Genomic DNA, 16,546 nt, shown 5'->3' on the forward strand with positions numbered 1-16,546 from the left:
ACCGCCGGCCCCATGTCCATCGACAGGGAGATCAGCTGTCCGTCAGCAGGGACGAACGTGTCCGCCTACAGGGAGGTTGGCATGTCCGCTAGCAGACGGCTGCTGAAAACTGAGCGGGATACGGCATCCCAATTTTGGCCCCTGCCCACCGATCCTGGCTCGAGTCGAGCACGAGGGGCGAAGCGATGTTGTCCGCGAAAGATTGGTATGAGAGTCGTCTGCTGCATCGCAGCGACCGGTTTCCGATCAAGGCGATCGCTTGGGCGATGGGGACTTCCCGCGAACCCGTCCGCTCGGTGTGAGCTGCCGAGGGTCCATCGAAATCCAAAACCTCAGAGCGGGCTCTGTCGTCGAAGCGGTCGAACCTCGAATCCGGGAGTTGTTGAACGAGTTCCCGACGATGCCGGCGACCGTGATCGCCGAACGGATCGGCGGGGACCGGTCGGTCCGTGTTCTCAGCGGCCGGGTTGCCAAACTGCGCCCGGTCTACCTGCCGCCGGACCCCTCCTCTCGCACCACCTACCTGCCCCGGGAGATCGCCCGGTGCGATTTCCGGTTTCCGCCGATTACCCTCCCGATCGACCACGGCCAGATCCGAACGACTACGGAGCTCCCCGTCTTGACCATGAACTGCGGATATTCGCGCTGGGTTGTGTGCAGCGCCATCGCGAGACCGAGCTGATCCACGACTGCCGCGGCATCCTCAGGGCGAACGTTCTTAACGGCGAACCCACCGACCCGGCCACCGGCATCATCGACCGTAACCACGGCTCTGGAGACCTCCTTACTGCCCGGCCGGACGACTTCGACCGGTAGCTCGCAGCGTGGCAGGCCGGTCGCGAACGCCCTCCGCAAACGCGTCCTCTGCTCCGCCATGACCGCTCGCACTAGTGCACCCGCCAGAGGACTCCGAGGTGCAGATCCACTCCTCGAGCGACTACGACGCCGCCCTCGGGATCGGCGACTATTACGGAACGGTGACGTGATGACCGCGAGCACCAGAACATCAGACGGGACCTGACTGCGCGATGCTGCGGGACGGTTGGTCGAGCCGGCCCGGTCCGAGAACTGGCCCATGAAGAATTCCCAGTCGCATAGCGGGAGGCTCCGTCTGGGGGAACCGCGGTGGTGAATTCCGGATTCGGTCGGCGCGCTTCCGAGCCCACCGATCCTTAGAAGCCGTGACATCACCGTCTTCGTCTAAAACCCCACACCCGCGCACTGTCCACGAAATCCTGAGACAACGCAGTGAACGGAGGATGCGACTCGATCTCGCTGCACACACCCGACCTCTAGGTGGGGGAGGGGAGGGGTGCGTGTTTCACGTGAAACGAAACGAACCCAAAGTGACGGATGGCGACATACGGATATAAAAAGGGCGGGCCTCCCAGAGGTGAATCCGGAAGGCCCGCCTTGGTGATGCTTCTGTGGATCAGTCCTTGATGACGACCACGCGACGTGAAGGCTCGGCGCCTTCGCTCTCGCTCGACACGCCATCGACTTTGGCGACTGCGTCGTGAACGATCTTGCGCTCGAACGGCGTCATCGGAGCGAGCTCCTCGCGTTCACCGCTCTCGAGGACGCGGCGTGCAGCCGACGAACCCAGCTCGGTCAGTTCCTCGCGACGGCCGGCACGCCATCCGGCGATGTCGAGCATCAAGCGACTGCGTTCGCCCGTCGCCTGCTGCACGGCCAGGCGCGTCAGTTCCTGAAGTGCGTCCAGCACCTCACCCTTGCGCCCGACCAACTTGGTGAGATCGTCTCCACCATCGATGCTGACAACAGCACGGTCGCCCTCGACGTCGAGGTCGATATCGCCGTCGAAGTCAAGTACGTCGAGCAGCTGCTCCAGGTAGTCGCCGGCGATTTCCCCTTCCTCGATCAGGTAGTCGTCAGAATCGGAATCCACCTCGGTGTCCGGGTTCTGCGTCGTTGCAGTCACGTCTGTCTCATCTCCGTCCACTGCGATGTCAGGCTCACTAGCCATGCTCGTTCTCTTTTCTGAATCAGCGCCGCTTGCGCTTGGGGGACTTTCCGCGGTTTGACTGGGGGCGGGCGCCGGGCTTCGGCTTCGACGTATCTGCGGCCGAACCGTCACCACTCACCTGATCGGAGGCACTTTCTTCGACGACGCCCTCGACGATTTCCGGTTCGCTCGCCGACAAAGAACCGTCCGTTGCGGTCCCGGACTTCTTCTTTTTCTTGGTGAGGTCGGGACGTGCACCGGGCTTCGGAGCGTTGTCCGCCCGACGTGCGATGGCAGCCTGCTTCTTCTCTTCCTCTTCGGCGTCGATGCGACGGAACACGATGTGCTGCTGCCCGTAGGTCCAGATGTTGTTACTCACCCAGTACAGGAGGATCGCGATGGGGAGGAACGGACCACCGACGAGCACACCGAGCGGGAAGATCCACAGCGCGAGCTTGTTCATGATCGCGGACTGCGGGTTGGCAGCGGCCTCGGGACTCTGCCGCGCGACGGAGGCACGCGAGTTGAAGTGAGTCGCGATGCTGGCGATGACCATCAGAGGAACTGCGACAACCGCAATGTTCAGCACCGTGGGGATCGGGCCGTACGCAGCGAACGCGTCGAGTTGTGCCTTCGGCATGGTGATCCAGGCCGAGATGGGCGCGCCGAACAGTCGGGCACTCAAGAAGGACTGCACGTCCTCGACGCTGAAGAAGTAGTTCGGCGTGTTCGCGTTGGCCTCGACCGACATGCTGAGCTGACCGATACCGGTGCCGGTGCGGTTGAACGAGCGAAGCACGTGAAACAGGCCGATGAAGACCGGCGCCTGAGCGAGAACCGGGAGGCAGCCCATGATGGGGTTGAACCCGTGCTCCTTCTGGAGCTTCTGCATCTCGGTGGCCTGGCGCTGACGGTCACCGGAGTACTTCTTCTGCAGAGCCTTGATCTGCGGCTGAAGTTCCTGCATCTGGCGCGTCGTGCGAACCTGCTTGACGAACGGCTTGTACAGCACGGCACGCAGCGTGAACACGAGGAACACCACGGAGAGCGCCCACGTGATACCGCTGTCCGGACCCAGGAAGGGAATGGCACCGAAAACCTTGTGCCAGACCCAGAGGATCCCGGACACCGGATAGTAAATGAAGTCGAGCACGGCTCTATGTACTCCTCTGTTCGTCCACGTTCGCCGGACAGCAACGGCCACCCGCATGACGGTCCATGGTTGATTCCCGCCCACCTGGGACGGGATCCCACCCACCAGGGTGCCAGGGGGCACACTTCGCCAACCGAACCACCGTCAAAAAAAGGCCTTTGATCACCCCGTGGGTACGCAGGGATTCCACCGCGTACTCGCTACAGGTCGGCATGAACCGGCAGGTCGGCATCCTCAGGGGCGACACATACGTCCGGTAGAGCTCGATGAAGAAAATGAGAGTGCGCGCCGGTAACGCGCGAACCGACTTCCACGCGTAAGAGGCCGAGGAGGTGGCCTCGGCCGTGTCGGCGCGCGACTCGTGGAGTGCGCTTTTCATGCGGAGTTACTCACGGGCGCAAGAAGGTCCAATCGAAGGAGACCTGCACGGAGTTGCTTCTCCAGGTCCCGGCTACTTGCAGTCGCAGCTCCCGGAAGAGCCCGAATCACCACATCGGTTCCCCGTGGAACCACGTCCACGAGGTCGATGCAGATATGACGAAGCCGGCGTGCGACTCGATGTCGAATCACCGCCGGCCCGACAGCCTTACTCACAACCAGTCCGAATCGCGGACCGCCGCTACTCACCAGCTCATCTGCCTGCACACGATCGAATGCGTGCACAACCAGATCGCGTCTTCCCATCCGACGACCACGTCGCACAGTCATCGAAAAATCTGAATGACGACGCAATCGGTGCGGCTCAGGCAACACCCCGAGCTCCCGAACCCAGTGTCGGGATCAGGCGGTGAGAGATTCGCGGCCCTTACGGCGACGCGCCGAAACGATTGCACGACCCGCACGGGTCCGCATACGAAGACGGAAGCCGTGAACGCGCGCGCGGCGTCGGTTGTTCGGCTGGAACGTCCGCTTGCCCTTGGCCACGGTCAACACTCCTCGAAGTTCTTCGACGCCTCCCGGCGTCATGGATCTAACATTGACGAAAACTCAGGTGTTCATCCACAAGGTGGGGATGAAACGACTTCAAAACTGGACTCGAGCCAGCACGAAACCGCCACCTCACCACAGGGTGACTGTTCGAGAGTACTTACCACTCACGGTCAGGTCAAACTCGCTCACCTGCGATTCCCCCGCGAATCGGTTGACCGACACGCCGAGGATCGACAAATGCTTGCACCCCAACTTCCAATGTGCCAAACCGCTGTGAGGTTGCCGACACTGTTGCTAGCGTCTATGCATGGTCTCGCCGATGAACCCTGATCGAGTGCCCAGCTCTCGACTTCACCGTTCTCATCTGCATATTCACCACAATTCATCCACAGGGCACAGATGGTGTGCCGCTTCGGATCACCACGAGGGTTGTTGACACCCTTCACTTCCCGGGTCCTCGAACCCGCTCATCCAGGTTTCGCATGCATAAGCGCAGGTCAGCGCGCTCAATCTGGACCCCTCACCACGCAATGACGTCTCGACAGGAGGCGTCTGCGCTTTGTCCACATCTGTGGATAATTGTGTGGAAACACAGTTCAGATGGCATATTCGTAGGTCCGTACGGGGTCCATCCTCAGGTCGGGGAAGCTCCCAATTCCACCTCGACGACGGCACCGACACTCGACTCGGCACCGCTGGCGCCGAGTCCGCGAACACACTGGGGAGGAACCACGTGAACGACGATCCCAATGCGCTCGCACGGATCTGGATCGACGTCGTCGCAGACCTCACATCCGATTCGCCCGGCGGCGATCTGCCGCCGCTGACGAGGGGACAGAAGGCCTGGTTGGCGCTCGTCAAACCACTGACTCTCGCGCAGGGCTTCGCGCTCCTGTCCGTTCCGTCGCCCTTCGCTCAAGAGGCTATCGAGCGGGATCTCCGTGAGCCGATCCTCCACGCGCTCGGCCGTCATCTCGGTGAGCAGGTGGAAGGCCTCGGTGTGCGTATCGCGGCCCCGGTCGACGACGAACCCGAGTCAGAGCCGCCGAGCCGGGACCATCGGCCCGAGCCGGAACCGATCCACACACCCCGCCACCTCGAGACTTCCGTCACCAGTTCCGGCACTTTCCGCAGGCGCCGTTTCGGCTCCGGTGAAGATCAGCCGTACTCCGACACCACGGACTTCGAGGAGGTGGACGACGACCGCGAGGCCCTCGCCAGCGTCCACGAATCCTGGCCGTCGTACTTCACGAAGCCACCCTCCGGCCCGGCACCGTCGGCGACCGGGGGAAACAGTCTCAACGCGAAGTACACGTTCGACACGTTCGTGATCGGCTCGTCCAACCGGTTCGCGCACGCCGCGGCGGTCGCCATCGCCGAGGCACCGGCGCGCGCGTACAACCCGTTGTTCGTGTGGGGAGCATCCGGCCTCGGCAAGACGCACCTCCTGCACGCCGCCGGCCACTACGCCCAGCGGCTGTTCCCGGGGATGCGGGTGAAGTACGTCTCCACCGAGGAATTCACCAACGACTTCATCAACAGCCTCCGCGACGACCGCAAGGTGGCGTTCAAGCGCCGCTACCGCGAGACGGACGTGCTGCTGGTCGACGACATCCAGTTCATCGAGGGCAAGGAAGGTATCCAGGAAGAGTTCTTCCACACCTTCAACACCCTGCACAACGCGAACAAGCAGATCGTCGTCTCGTCCGACCGGCCGCCGAAGCAACTGGCGACGCTCGAGGAACGACTGCGTACGAGATTCGAATGGGGCCTGATCACCGACGTTCAGCCACCCGAACTCGAGACCCGCATCGCGATCCTCAGCAAGAAGGCCCGAATGGACCGGCTCGAGGTGCCCGACGACGTCCTCGAGTTGATCGCCTCCCGGATCGAACGCAACATCCGGGAACTCGAGGGTGCCCTCATCCGGGTGACGGCGTTCGCGTCCCTGAACAGGCAACCCCTGGACCTCACGCTCGCCGAGGTGGTGCTGCGTGACCTGATGCCGGACTCGTCGAGTCTCGAGATCAATGCGGCGACGATCATGGCGGTCACCGCGGAGTACTTCAACATGTCCATCGACGACCTCTGTGGCCCCGGTAAGGCACGTCCGCTGGCGTCCGCCCGCCAGATCTCGATGTACCTGTGCCGTGAGCTCACCGATCTGTCCCTGCCGAAGATCGGGCAGACTTTCGGCCGCGACCACACCACCGTCATGTACGCGGACAAGAAGATTCGCAAGGAGATGACGGAGCGACGCAAGGTCTACGACCAGGTCCAGGAGCTGACCGCCCGGATCAAGCAGCGTTCCAAGAGGTAGTCGACGGCCGCTGTCTCTCCTGCGCCCCTGGTAGCTCGCCTACCGGGGGCACAGGTCGTTTCGGGGGAACTTACGGTCCCGCGGGCAACTCGAGGGACCCCTCGAGCCGGTCCTCGAGGGTTGGCTCGAGCGGGTCCTCGAGGTACCGCTCGAGGGTCTACTCGAGGCCTGCGCGAACCTCTGCCGACACGACACGCCGGTGCAACACGCCGACGCCGGGACCTGGGATAAAGCATGCACACCTGTGGATAAGGGTGGGGATGAGGTGGAATCTCTGTGGACAGAACGTGCAGAACTTTGAACAACCTCGAGTAGTCCACATGGGTGCCGGATCGGTCCTCGAGTTTGTCCTCGAGAATTCCCCATACGGCGACGCGGACGGACCAGCGTCTACACGCCTTCGTCCACAGATTCCACAGGACCTAATAGTACTTCTCATTAATTCTTATAAAAACCTCTTTGAAAACAGGGTTGGGGATTGCGCCGGTTCACAGGCCTCGGTCGGCGACTCGAGGACGCGACCGTTCCACTTTCAAGTTCGTCCTCGAGGGCATACGGTTATGCATCGCCGCTCTGTGAAAGACTGCAGTGCTGTGGTCACGGCCCGACCGTGGCGAATAACCGTGCCTACCGAGAGGAACAACCCGGCGATGGAGCTTGGAAGCCTGAAGTTTCGTGTCTCCCGGGAAGAATTCGCTGATTCAGTGGCATGGGTCGCTCGCAGTCTGCCGTCGCGGCCTCCAGTCCCCGTTCTCGGCGGTGTTCTCCTGGACGCGACCGAGCAAGGGTTGACGGTTTCCGGATTCGACTACGAGGTATCGGCCCAGGTCAGGGTCGCAGCCGAGGTCGGTAGCGCCGGTCAGGTCCTCGTCTCCGGCAAGCTTCTCGCCGACATCACGAAGTCGCTCCCCAACAAGCCGGTCGACGTGACTCTCGAAGGCACCCGCGTGCTGATCACGTGCGGAAGCGCCAAGTTCTCCCTGCCCACCATGCCGGTCGAGGACTATCCTCAGCTTCCGCAGTTGCCGCAGCAGACCGGCTCGATTCCCGCCGACCTCTTCTCCGAAGCGATCAGCCAGGTGGCGGTCGCGGCGGGCAAGGACGACACCCTGCCGATGCTCACCGGCATCCGGGTCGAGATCGAACGCAACGCGATCGTGCTCGCCGCCACCGACCGGTTCCGTCTCGCGGTCCGTGAACTCGAGTGGTCGCCGGCGAACCCCGACACCACCGCGGCCGTCCTCATCCCCGCGAAGACGCTCTCAGAGTCGGCGAAAACACTTGCAGGAGATGCCACTTCGCCAGTCGAGCTGGCGCTCGGTTCGGGCTCCGCGGTCGGCAACGACGGCCTCCTCGGCATCGTCAACGACGGCCGCCGCACCACCACCCGGTTGCTGGACGCCGAGTTCCCGAAGTTCCGGCAGCTGCTGCCGTCCGAGCACACGGCGCTGGCCACCGTGGAGATCGCTCCGCTCGTCGAGGCCATCAAGCGTGTGGCCCTCGTCGCCGAGCGCGGTGCGCAGGTCCGCCTGCAGTTCTCCACCGAGGGGCTTCTCCTCTCCGCGGGTGGCGACGATGCAGGTCGCGCCGAGGAAGGCTTGAACGCGGTCTTCCAGGGTGAGCCGCTCACCATCGCCTTCAATCCCGGCTACCTGATCGACGGGCTGTCTTCGCTGCACAGCGAGCAGGTGCTGTTCGGCTTCACGACCCCCAGCCGCCCCGCGGTGCTGCGTCCGGCCACCGAGGACGAGATCGAGCCCGACGATTCCGGCAACTTCGCGGCGCCGGAGAGCGCGTACACGTACCTGCTGATGCCGGTGCGTCTGCCGGGCTGACGATTTCGCGAAAGCGAAACCAGCACTGCCGAACGAAATCTCACGAGTGGACGGAGATCACGATGCAGATCGGGTTGGTCGGGCTCGGAAAGATGGGATTCAACATGCGCGAGCGGTTGCGCGCGCACGGGCACGAGGTGGTCGGTTACGACCCCCGCCCCGAGGTCACGGATGTGGCGTCGCTGACGGAACTCGCGCAGCGACTCGAGTCTCCGCGAGCCGTGTGGGTGATGGTTCCGGCGGGAAAGATCACCCAGGACACGGTGACCGAGCTGTCGTCGGTGCTCGAGACCGGCGACCTGGTGATCGACGGCGGCAACTCGAGATACACCGACGACAAAGTCCACGGCGAGCTTCTGGGTTCCCGCGGCATCGGCTACGTCGACTGCGGTGTGTCCGGCGGGGTCTGGGGACTCGAGAACGGCTACGGGCTGATGGTCGGAGGATCGGACGCGGACGTCGAGCGGGCGCTGCCGATCTTCGACGCTCTCCGTCCCGAGGGTGAGCGTGCGGACGGATTCGTCCACGCCGGTCCGATCGGCGCCGGCCACTACGCGAAGATGATCCACAACGGCATCGAATACGGACTGATGCAGGCGTACGCCGAGGGCTACGAGCTGCTCGAGGCGGAAGACCTCGTCACGGACGTCCACGGTGTGCTGCGCGCGTGGACCAAGGGCACGGTGGTCCGGTCGTGGCTGCTGGAGCTGCTCGTCAAGGCGTTGGGTGAGGATCCCGATTTCGCCGAGATCTCCGGTTACACAGACGATTCCGGCGAGGGCCGCTGGACCGTGCTCGAGGCGATCGACCATGCCGTGCCTGCGCCGGTGATCTCGGCCGCGTTGTTCGCGCGGTTCGCGTCCCGTCAGGACGATTCCCCCGCGATGAAGGCCGTCTCGGCGCTGCGCAACCAGTTCGGTGGTCACGCCGTGAAGAAGGCGGCAGGCGAGGCAGAAGCCGGTTCTGGAACGTAGGTGTTCGTTCGCGCACTCTCGCTCAGAGACTTCCGTTCGTGGGACGCCCTCGGTCTCACCCTGCGTCCGGGCTGCACCGTCTTCGTCGGACCCAACGGTCACGGCAAGACGAACGTGCTCGAGGCGCTCGGCTACCTGTCCACTCTCTCGTCTCATCGGGTCAGCTCGGACGCTCCGCTGATCAGGACGGGTACCGGTCAGGCGTTCGCCGGGGCGACCGTCGTCAACACCGGCCGGGAACTGACCGTCGATCTCGAGTTGAACGAGGGCAAGTCCAACAGGGCGCGGATCAACCAGTCACCGACCCGGCGGCCGCGGGAGATTCTCGGGATTCTGCAGACGGTGCTGTTCGCGCCGGAGGATCTGTCGCTGGTCCGCGGGGATCCGGGGGATCGGCGGCGCTACCTCGACGAGCTCCTCACGTCCCGTATCCCGCGGATGGCGGCGGTACGCGCCGATTACGAACGGGTGTTGCGGCAGCGGTCGGCTCTGCTCAAGACCGCAGGTGGCGCGCTGCGGCGGGTGTCCCGCGGCGGCGGCCAGTCGAGCGAGGACGGCGCGAGTGCGCTTGCCACACTGGAGGTCTGGGACGGACATCTCGCCGCGCACGGTGCACAGCTGCTCGCCGGTCGGCTTCACCTCGTCCATGATCTCGCTCCCCATCTGGCCGAGTCGTACCAATCGCTGGCACCGGAGTCGAGGCCCGCGAGCATCCGCTACCGCTCGAGTCTGGGCTCGTCGCTGCCACCGGAGTTCACCGACCCGGCTCGAGTGCCCGAGACGGGCGACATCGCGTTTCTCGAGGAGCGGTTCCTCCAGGAGCTGTCCGTGATGCGTTCCAAGGAGATCGAGCGGGGTGTGTGTCTCGTCGGACCGCATCGTGACGATCTCGAACTGCAACTCGGCGACACCCCGGCGAAGGGATTCGCGAGTCATGGTGAGTCGTGGTCGTTCGCGTTGTCGTTGCGGCTGGCGGGATTCGCATTGCTGCGTTCGGAAGGCAGCGATCCGGTGCTCATGCTCGACGACGTGTTCGCCGAACTCGACCGTCGTCGGCGGCGCGCACTCGCCAAGGTCGCGTTGGATGCGGAACAGGTGCTGATCACGGCGGCCGTGCCGGAAGATGTTCCGGAGGAACTCGACGCCGTCCGATTCGGTGTGGAGGCCTGCGACACCGATCGAGGACGGATATCGCACATCGTGGAAGACACGGAGGACCGCTGTGACGGATGATCCCGAACCCACCGCACCGGCGGCGGCCTCCGAACCGGAGGTGAAGGGAATCGATCTCGCCCGCCGTGCCCTCGAGGAGGCACGTGCCGCGGCGAAGGCGAGCGGAAAATCCGTCGGGCAGGGCCGCCGGTCCGGAACCGGTGTCCGGGCCCTGCGCGCCCGGCGTCGACGCGGATGGTCGGGTCCCGGGCCGGACGACCGCGATCCCCAGCCGTTCGGTGCGCTGACCAACGCGCTCGCGAAACAGCGCGGCTGGTCTCCCAAGGTGTCCGAGGGGACGGTCCTCGGTCGGTGGGTGCAGGTGGTCGGTGAGGACATCGCTGCGCACGCCGAACCGACGGGGCTGCGGGACGGGATCCTGAGCGTCTCCGCGGAGTCGACGGCCTGGGCGACGCAGCTTCGGATGATGCAGTCGCAGATTCTCGCGAAGATCGCCGCGGCCGTCGGCGACGGCGTCGTGAAGTCGTTGCGGATCACCGGTCCGACCGCCCCGAGCTGGCGAAAAGGTGAACGGCACGTCCGGGGGCGCGGTCCCCGGGACACCTACGGATAGGCCGGAGCGGACGTTCGGTCCCTAGTTTTGTCTATTACTCGGTGTTACAGTTACTCCAAGTTTGAGTGAACTGTGCCACAAGTCTTCGTCGTGGCGCAGCCGCCGGCACGAAGGAGTAATGAGATGTCCGCCCCGACTGCACCCCGGAACGCGATCCCCGAACCGGACCACATCCTGTTGCAGGCCAGGAACGTGGAGTTCGACTGGTCGAACCTTCCCATGCACTGGATCCCGGGCGACCCGTTCAGCACGCACGTCCTCAACGTCCTGCACCTTCTCCTGCCTGCGGGCGAGGAGTGGTTCGTCGAGACGTTCAAAGAGGCTCTGCCGCTGATCGAGGACGAGCAACTCCGCGACGACGTGGTCGGGTTCATCGGCCAGGAGGCGATGCACGCCAACGCCCACACCGGCGTCCTGGCGCACCTGAGGGAGAAGGGTCTCGACCCGACGCCGTTCACCGAGCAGATGGAATGGACGTTCTCCAAGATCCTCGGACCGCGACCGCTCACCGGTCTGCGTGAGAAGAACTACCTGATCGAGCGGCTGGCGGTCATCGCCGCCATCGAGCACGTCACCGCGTTCCTCGGCGACTGGGTACTCAACGCCGAGGGGCTCGACCGCGCCGGGATGCATCCGACGATGCTCGACCTGCTGCGCTGGCACGGCGCCGAGGAGGTGGAGCACCGCTCCGTCGCGTACGACGTCATGCGGTACTTCGACAAGCGTGAGTCCCGGCGGATCCGCACCCAGGTGATCGTCACCCCGGTCATCGTGTGGCTGTGGGTGCGCGGCACCCGTTTCCTCATGCGGAACGATCCGGAGCTCGCCCAGTGGTCGGCGCACCGGCGTAAGCCGCACCTGACCGATTTCTTCGCGGCAGGCAAGCGTGGCACCCTCCCGACGGCCCGGGAACTCGGCAAGCGGATGTCGACGTATTTCACGCGTTCGTACCACCCGAGCAACGAGGGTTCGACGGCGCAGGCCGTGAAGTATCTGGCGTCCTCGCCCGCGGCTCAGGCGGCCGAGCGATGAAGCTGTCCCGGGTGCGGGAGGTGCTCACCGGGCAGGGCCTGCCCCGCTACGACGCTCCCCCGGACATCAAGGGGCGACCGCGCCCCGACCGCGCCATGCGGATCACCGAGGCCGTGGCCGCCAAGTACCTCGGTGTTCTCACCGCGTACGAGTACGATCCGGGGGTCGCCGGGCACAACCCGGACGTGGCGATGAAAATGGTTGTCTCCCAACGTGACGTCGTGGCACTGGACGAGAACGTCGTGCAGCTGCGGTTCGAAGCCGAGGACGGTGCGGAACTCCCGGCGTGGCAGCCGGGTTCGCATCTAGACTTCCACTTGCCGTCCGGGCTGCGACGTCAGTACTCGCTGTGCGGGGACCCGTCCGACCGCACGGGCTTCAGTATCGCCGTCCGCCGGATCCCGGACGGCGGTGGTGGATCCCTCGAGATGCACGCGCTCGAACCGGGCGCCCCGGTGACGGTTCGCGGCCCCCGCAACGGGTTTCCCTTCGTCGGCGAGGGGAGTGCGCTCTTCGTCGCCGGCGGCATCGGCATCACGCCGATCCTGGCGATGGTCCGGGCGGCGCGCGATCTCGGTATGGACTGGCAGTTCGTGTACTCAGGCCGGTCACGAGAGTCGATGCCGTTCCTCGACGAGATCGAAACGTTCGATCGGTCACGGGTTTTCATCCGTCCCGACGACGAGTTCGGACTGCCGACCGCCGAGGAGTTGCTGGAGCGTGCCGCGCCGGGCGGCGCCGTCTACTGTTGCGGGCCGACGCCGATGCTGGAGTCGGTACGCCGCGGGTTTCCCGGAAGCCCGGCCACTGCATTGCATTTCGAGCGATTCGGGGCGCCGCCGGTGCTCGACGGCACCGAGTTCGAAGTGCAGCTCGTCAGCACGGGTGAGGTACTCACCGTGCCTGCCGACGAGTCCGCACTGACGGTGATCAAGAAGACGATGCCCGGAGTGGGGTATTCGTGCCAGCAGGGATTCTGCGGCACCTGCAGGGTGAAGGTGCTGTCCGGCACCCCGGATCACCGTGAGACGCGGCTCACCGACGCCGAGCAGGAGAACGAGATGCTGATCTGCGTGTCCCGCGCCGACACCGGCCGTCTCGTCCTCGATCTGTAGTTCCCACCGCAAATCCCGAACCCGATCCCGCACGACGACCAGAGGACCCACCATGACTCCATCCACATCCGGTACCACCCGGCGGATCACCAACGGTTCCGTCGAACTCGCCGTGTTCGAGGAGGGCAACCCCGACGGCGAGACGATCGTGCTGGTGCACGGCTGGCCCGACACCCACGACCTGTGGAGCCGAGTGGTGCCGTTCTTGAAGGAGCGGTTCCGGGTGATCAGCTACGACAGCCGCGGTGCAGGCCGGAGCACCGTGCCCACCCGGGTCGAGGACTACCGACTGCCCGCCCTGGCCGGCGACCTGTTCGCGGTGATCGACGCCGTGAGCCCGGGCCGTCCGGTGCACGTGCTGGCCCACGACTGGGGATCGGTGGAGGGGTGGGAGGCGGTCTGCGAACCGGAAGCACGCGCGCGAATCGCGTCGTTCACCTCGATCTCGGGGCCCAACCTCGATCACCTCGGCAAGTGGACGCGCCGTCGCATGTCGGACCGCAGCTTCGGCGGGCCGCTCGCCCAAGCCGTCGCGTCCGGCTACACCGTCCTGTTCCAGATTCCGGGCCTGGCGACGCTGCCGCTGCGGCTGTGGTTCTCCCGGCACTGGCCGGCGTTTCTGAAGTTCTTCGACCGCCTCGACCCCGCGCTGGTGCGTCCGGCGCCGACGCTGGCGGACGACATGGTCAACGGCCTGAAGCTGTACCGCGCCAACATCCGTGCGAGGCTGCTGAGGCCGCGCGAGCGGTACACCGATGTCCCCGTCCAGCTGATCCTGAACAAGAACGACAAGGCGGTGCGGCCCGTCGGCTACGAGGACACCGAGAAATGGGCGCCCGACCTGCGCCGTCGAGAGGTCGACGCCGGGCACTGGTCGCCGATCTCCCACGCCGAGGACATCGCGCAACTCGCCGCGGAGTTCGTGCTGCACGTCGAGGACCGGCGGTCGGCAGGTATCTCGGACGGCCCGTCCGAGAGCGCTTCGGCCTAGGTTTTCACTCCCGAGACGCCCTGAAAATTCGTCTACGGGGCGCTCAGGGGTGTCATAGCCCGCTCCTGGCGCTGACGTACCAGTAAGATGGCCGAGGTAACTAGCGGCAAGATTCCCGATTCTCGTCTCCCGCGTGCCCGACCAGGGCGGTGGGCGCCTGCGTCGGGCATTGGACGGAGAAGGAGAGCTACCCACCCGTGGCTGCCCAGAAGTCAGACAAAAGCACCTCCAGCAAGGACTACGGCGCTTCTTCCATCACCGTCCTCGAGGGACTCGAAGCTGTTCGTAAGCGACCGGGTATGTACATCGGTTCCACCGGTGAACGCGGTCTCCACCATTTGATCTGGGAAGTCGTCGACAACTCGGTCGACGAGGCCATGGCCGGCTACGCCAGCAAGGTCGAGATCACCCTGCTCGAAGACGGTGGCGTCCGGGTCATCGACGACGGTCGAGGCATCCCCGTCGGGATGCACGCCTCCGGTGTCCCCACCGTCGAGGTCGTCCTCACCCAGCTCCACGCCGGCGGCAAGTTCGACTCCGACTCCTACGCCGTGTCCGGCGGTCTGCACGGTGTCGGTATCTCCGTCGTCAACGCGTTGTCCACCAGGCTCGACGTCGACATCAAGCGCGACGGCTTCCGCTGGAACCAGACCTACACCGATTCCAAGCCGGGTGAACTCGTCAAGGGCGAGGCCACCAAGGAGACCGGCACAACGGTCACGTTCTGGGCCGACTCGAACATCTTCGAGACCACGGTCTACAGCTTCGAGACGGTCGCCCGCCGCCTTCAGGAGATGGCCTTCCTCAACAAGGGCCTGACGATCACCCTCACCGACGAACGCGTCAGCGACGCCGAGGTCACCGAAGAGGTCGTCAGCCAGGTCGCGGATGCTCCGAAGACCGCCGAGGACGAGTCCGCCGAGGCGGAGGCGCCGGTCGCGCACAAGGTGAAGACCCGCGTCTACCACTACCCGGGCGGCCTCGAGGATTACGTGCGGCACATCAACCGCACGAAGCAGCCGATCCACAACTCCGTCGTCGGTTTCACCGCCAAGGGCACCGGCCACGAACTCGAGATCGCGATGCAGTGGAACTCCGGCTACTCGGAGTCGGTCCACACGTTCGCGAACACCATCAACACCCACGAGGGCGGCACCCACGAAGAGGGCTTCCGTTCCGCTCTGACGGCGACGGTCAACAAGTACGCGCTGGACAAGAAGCTCCTCAAGGAGAAGGACCCGAAGCTCACCGGTGACGACATCCGTGAGGGTCTCGCCGCGATCCTCTCGGTGAAGGTTGGTGAACCGCAGTTCGAGGGTCAGACGAAGACGAAGCTCGGCAACACCGAGGTCCGGTCGTTCGTCCAGAAGGCGAGCAACGAGCACCTGTCGCACTGGTTCGAGGCGAACCCGGCCGACGCGAAGACCATCGTGAACAAGGCGGTGTCATCGGCGCAGGCCCGCGTCGCCGCCCGCAAGGCCCGCGAACTGGTGCGCCGCAAAAGCGCCACCGACCTCGGCGGTCTGCCGGGCAAGCTCGCCGACTGCCGGTCCAACGATCCGAGCAAGTCCGAGATCTACATCGTGGAGGGCGACTCCGCAGGCGGCTCGGCCAAGTCCGGGCGCGACTCGATGTACCAGGCGATCCTGCCGCTGCGCGGAAAGATCATCAACGTCGAGAAGGCACGCATCGACCGAGTGCTGAAGAACACGGAAGTTCAGTCGATCATCACCGCGTTCGGCACGGGCATCCACGACGAGTTCGACATCGCGAAGTTGCGGTACCACAAGATCGTGCTGATGGCCGACGCCGACGTCGATGGCCAGCACATCGCAACGCTGCTGCTCACGCTGCTGTTCCGCTTCATGCGGCCGCTCGTCGAGCACGGCCACGTCTACCTGGCGCAGCCCCCGCTGTACAAGCTGAAGTGGCAGCGCAGCGACCCGGAGTTCGCGTACTCCGACCGGGAGCGCGACGCCCTGGTCAAGGCCGGCCTCGAGTCGGGCAAGAAGATCAACAAGGACGACGGCATCCAGCGTTACAAAGGTCTCGGCGAGATGAACGCCAAGGAACTGTGGGAGACCACGATGGATCCGTCGGTGCGCGTCCTGCGTCTGGTGACGCTCGACGACGCAGCCGCAGCCGACGAGCTGTTCAGCGTTCTCATGGGTGAGGACGTCGAGGCCCGGCGAAGCTTCATCACCCGTAACGCCAAGGACGTCCGCTTCCTCGACGTCTAGGTATCCGGCACAAGAGATTACGGATGTCGTGCAGCCACCGGCGGTCGGAAGACCCCGGTGGCTGCACCCGTCTGGGCCGGTTGCGCGACCGGGTGAGGCAGAAATCCGTCCTCGACTGTGAACCGCGATTCTGTGTAGCCTGGTCCGCTGATCCACCCCGCGACGACAACGTCTGGGATCGGTGGTGCGCATGTTACTTGGAAG

At 64.8% G+C, this 16,546-nt stretch carries 15 protein-coding genes; 10 read left to right on the forward strand and 5 right to left on the reverse strand.

What is annotated here, in order from left to right; translation table 11 throughout:
• The first annotated feature begins 543 nt into the window (after window positions 1-543).
• Window positions 544-816 carry a hypothetical protein gene (locus ACFVJ3_RS34345; RefSeq protein WP_378456303.1) on the forward strand — a complete coding sequence of 91 codons (273 nt, stop codon included), beginning with the start codon at window positions 544-546 and terminating at the stop codon, window positions 814-816.
• Window positions 817-1,432: 616 nt separating this feature from the next.
• Here ACFVJ3_RS34345 and ACFVJ3_RS34350 read toward each other — a convergent pair.
• Genes ACFVJ3_RS34350 through rpmH form a run of 5 tightly spaced genes read right to left on the reverse strand, consistent with a single transcriptional unit; the run spans window position 1,433 to window position 4,043 of the window.
• On the reverse strand, window positions 1,433-1,987 hold the full coding sequence (locus ACFVJ3_RS34350; protein ID WP_378456304.1) for a protein jag: 555 nt from the start codon (window positions 1,985-1,987) through the stop codon (window positions 1,433-1,435).
• 19 nt (window positions 1,988-2,006) lie between these two features.
• Window positions 2,007-3,119: a membrane protein insertase YidC gene (gene yidC / locus ACFVJ3_RS34355; RefSeq protein ID WP_378456305.1), complete on the reverse strand. Its 1,113-nt coding sequence runs from the start codon at window positions 3,117-3,119 to the stop codon at window positions 2,007-2,009.
• Window positions 3,120-3,123: 4 nt separating this feature from the next.
• Window positions 3,124-3,498 carry a membrane protein insertion efficiency factor YidD gene (yidD, locus tag ACFVJ3_RS34360; RefSeq protein ID WP_378456306.1) on the reverse strand — a complete coding sequence of 125 codons (375 nt, stop codon included), beginning with the start codon at window positions 3,496-3,498 and terminating at the stop codon, window positions 3,124-3,126.
• Window positions 3,495-3,872 carry a ribonuclease P protein component gene (rnpA, locus tag ACFVJ3_RS34365; RefSeq protein WP_378456307.1) on the reverse strand — a complete coding sequence of 126 codons (378 nt, stop codon included), beginning with the start codon at window positions 3,870-3,872 and terminating at the stop codon, window positions 3,495-3,497. The genes yidD and rnpA overlap by 4 nt, the downstream gene beginning before the upstream one ends.
• Before the next feature lie 27 nt (window positions 3,873-3,899).
• Window positions 3,900-4,043, reverse strand: coding sequence for a 50S ribosomal protein L34 (gene rpmH / locus ACFVJ3_RS34370; protein ID WP_005263481.1), 144 nt, complete (start codon window positions 4,041-4,043; stop codon window positions 3,900-3,902).
• Between the two features lie 739 nt (window positions 4,044-4,782).
• Between rpmH and dnaA the strand changes: the two genes are divergently transcribed.
• From dnaA to gyrB, 9 genes are all read left to right on the forward strand, one after another.
• On the forward strand, window positions 4,783-6,369 hold the full coding sequence (dnaA, locus tag ACFVJ3_RS34375; protein ID WP_378456308.1) for a chromosomal replication initiator protein DnaA: 1,587 nt from the start codon (window positions 4,783-4,785) through the stop codon (window positions 6,367-6,369).
• 650 nt (window positions 6,370-7,019) lie between these two features.
• Entirely contained in the window at window positions 7,020-8,204 is a 1,185-nt protein-coding gene (gene dnaN, locus ACFVJ3_RS34380; RefSeq protein WP_378456309.1) for a DNA polymerase III subunit beta, read from the forward strand.
• A 62-nt stretch (window positions 8,205-8,266) separates the two neighbouring features.
• Entirely contained in the window at window positions 8,267-9,178 is a 912-nt protein-coding gene (gnd, locus tag ACFVJ3_RS34385) for a phosphogluconate dehydrogenase (NAD(+)-dependent, decarboxylating) (RefSeq protein ID WP_378456310.1), read from the forward strand.
• The gene (gene recF, locus ACFVJ3_RS34390) at window positions 9,179-10,411 is read left to right on the forward strand and encodes a DNA replication/repair protein RecF (protein ID WP_378456311.1); all 1,233 of its coding nucleotides are present in this window, start codon (window positions 9,179-9,181) and stop codon (window positions 10,409-10,411) included. It abuts the gene before it with no gap.
• The gene (locus tag ACFVJ3_RS34395; protein ID WP_378456312.1) at window positions 10,401-10,964 is read left to right on the forward strand and encodes a DUF721 family protein; all 564 of its coding nucleotides are present in this window, start codon (window positions 10,401-10,403) and stop codon (window positions 10,962-10,964) included. The genes recF and ACFVJ3_RS34395 overlap by 11 nt, the downstream gene beginning before the upstream one ends.
• Before the next feature lie 123 nt (window positions 10,965-11,087).
• Window positions 11,088-11,996 (forward strand): metal-dependent hydrolase, encoded by a 909-nt coding sequence (locus ACFVJ3_RS34400; protein WP_378456313.1) that lies wholly within the window; start codon window positions 11,088-11,090, stop codon window positions 11,994-11,996.
• Window positions 11,993-13,111: a PDR/VanB family oxidoreductase gene (locus ACFVJ3_RS34405; protein ID WP_378456314.1), complete on the forward strand. Its 1,119-nt coding sequence runs from the start codon at window positions 11,993-11,995 to the stop codon at window positions 13,109-13,111. The genes ACFVJ3_RS34400 and ACFVJ3_RS34405 overlap by 4 nt, the downstream gene beginning before the upstream one ends.
• A 52-nt stretch (window positions 13,112-13,163) precedes the next feature.
• Window positions 13,164-14,102, forward strand: a complete 939-nt coding sequence (locus tag ACFVJ3_RS34410) for an alpha/beta fold hydrolase (protein ID WP_378456315.1) — start codon at window positions 13,164-13,166, stop codon at window positions 14,100-14,102.
• A gap of 197 nt (window positions 14,103-14,299) precedes the next feature.
• A complete protein-coding gene (gene gyrB / locus ACFVJ3_RS34415; RefSeq protein WP_378456316.1) occupies window positions 14,300-16,342 on the forward strand; it encodes a DNA topoisomerase (ATP-hydrolyzing) subunit B in 2,043 nt (680 codons plus the stop codon).
• The last annotated feature ends 204 nt before the right edge of the window (window positions 16,343-16,546 follow it).

The sequence above is a fragment of the Rhodococcus sp. NPDC127593 genome (genome assembly GCF_042671975.1).
Classification (GTDB): domain Bacteria; phylum Actinomycetota; class Actinomycetes; order Mycobacteriales; family Mycobacteriaceae; genus Rhodococcus_F.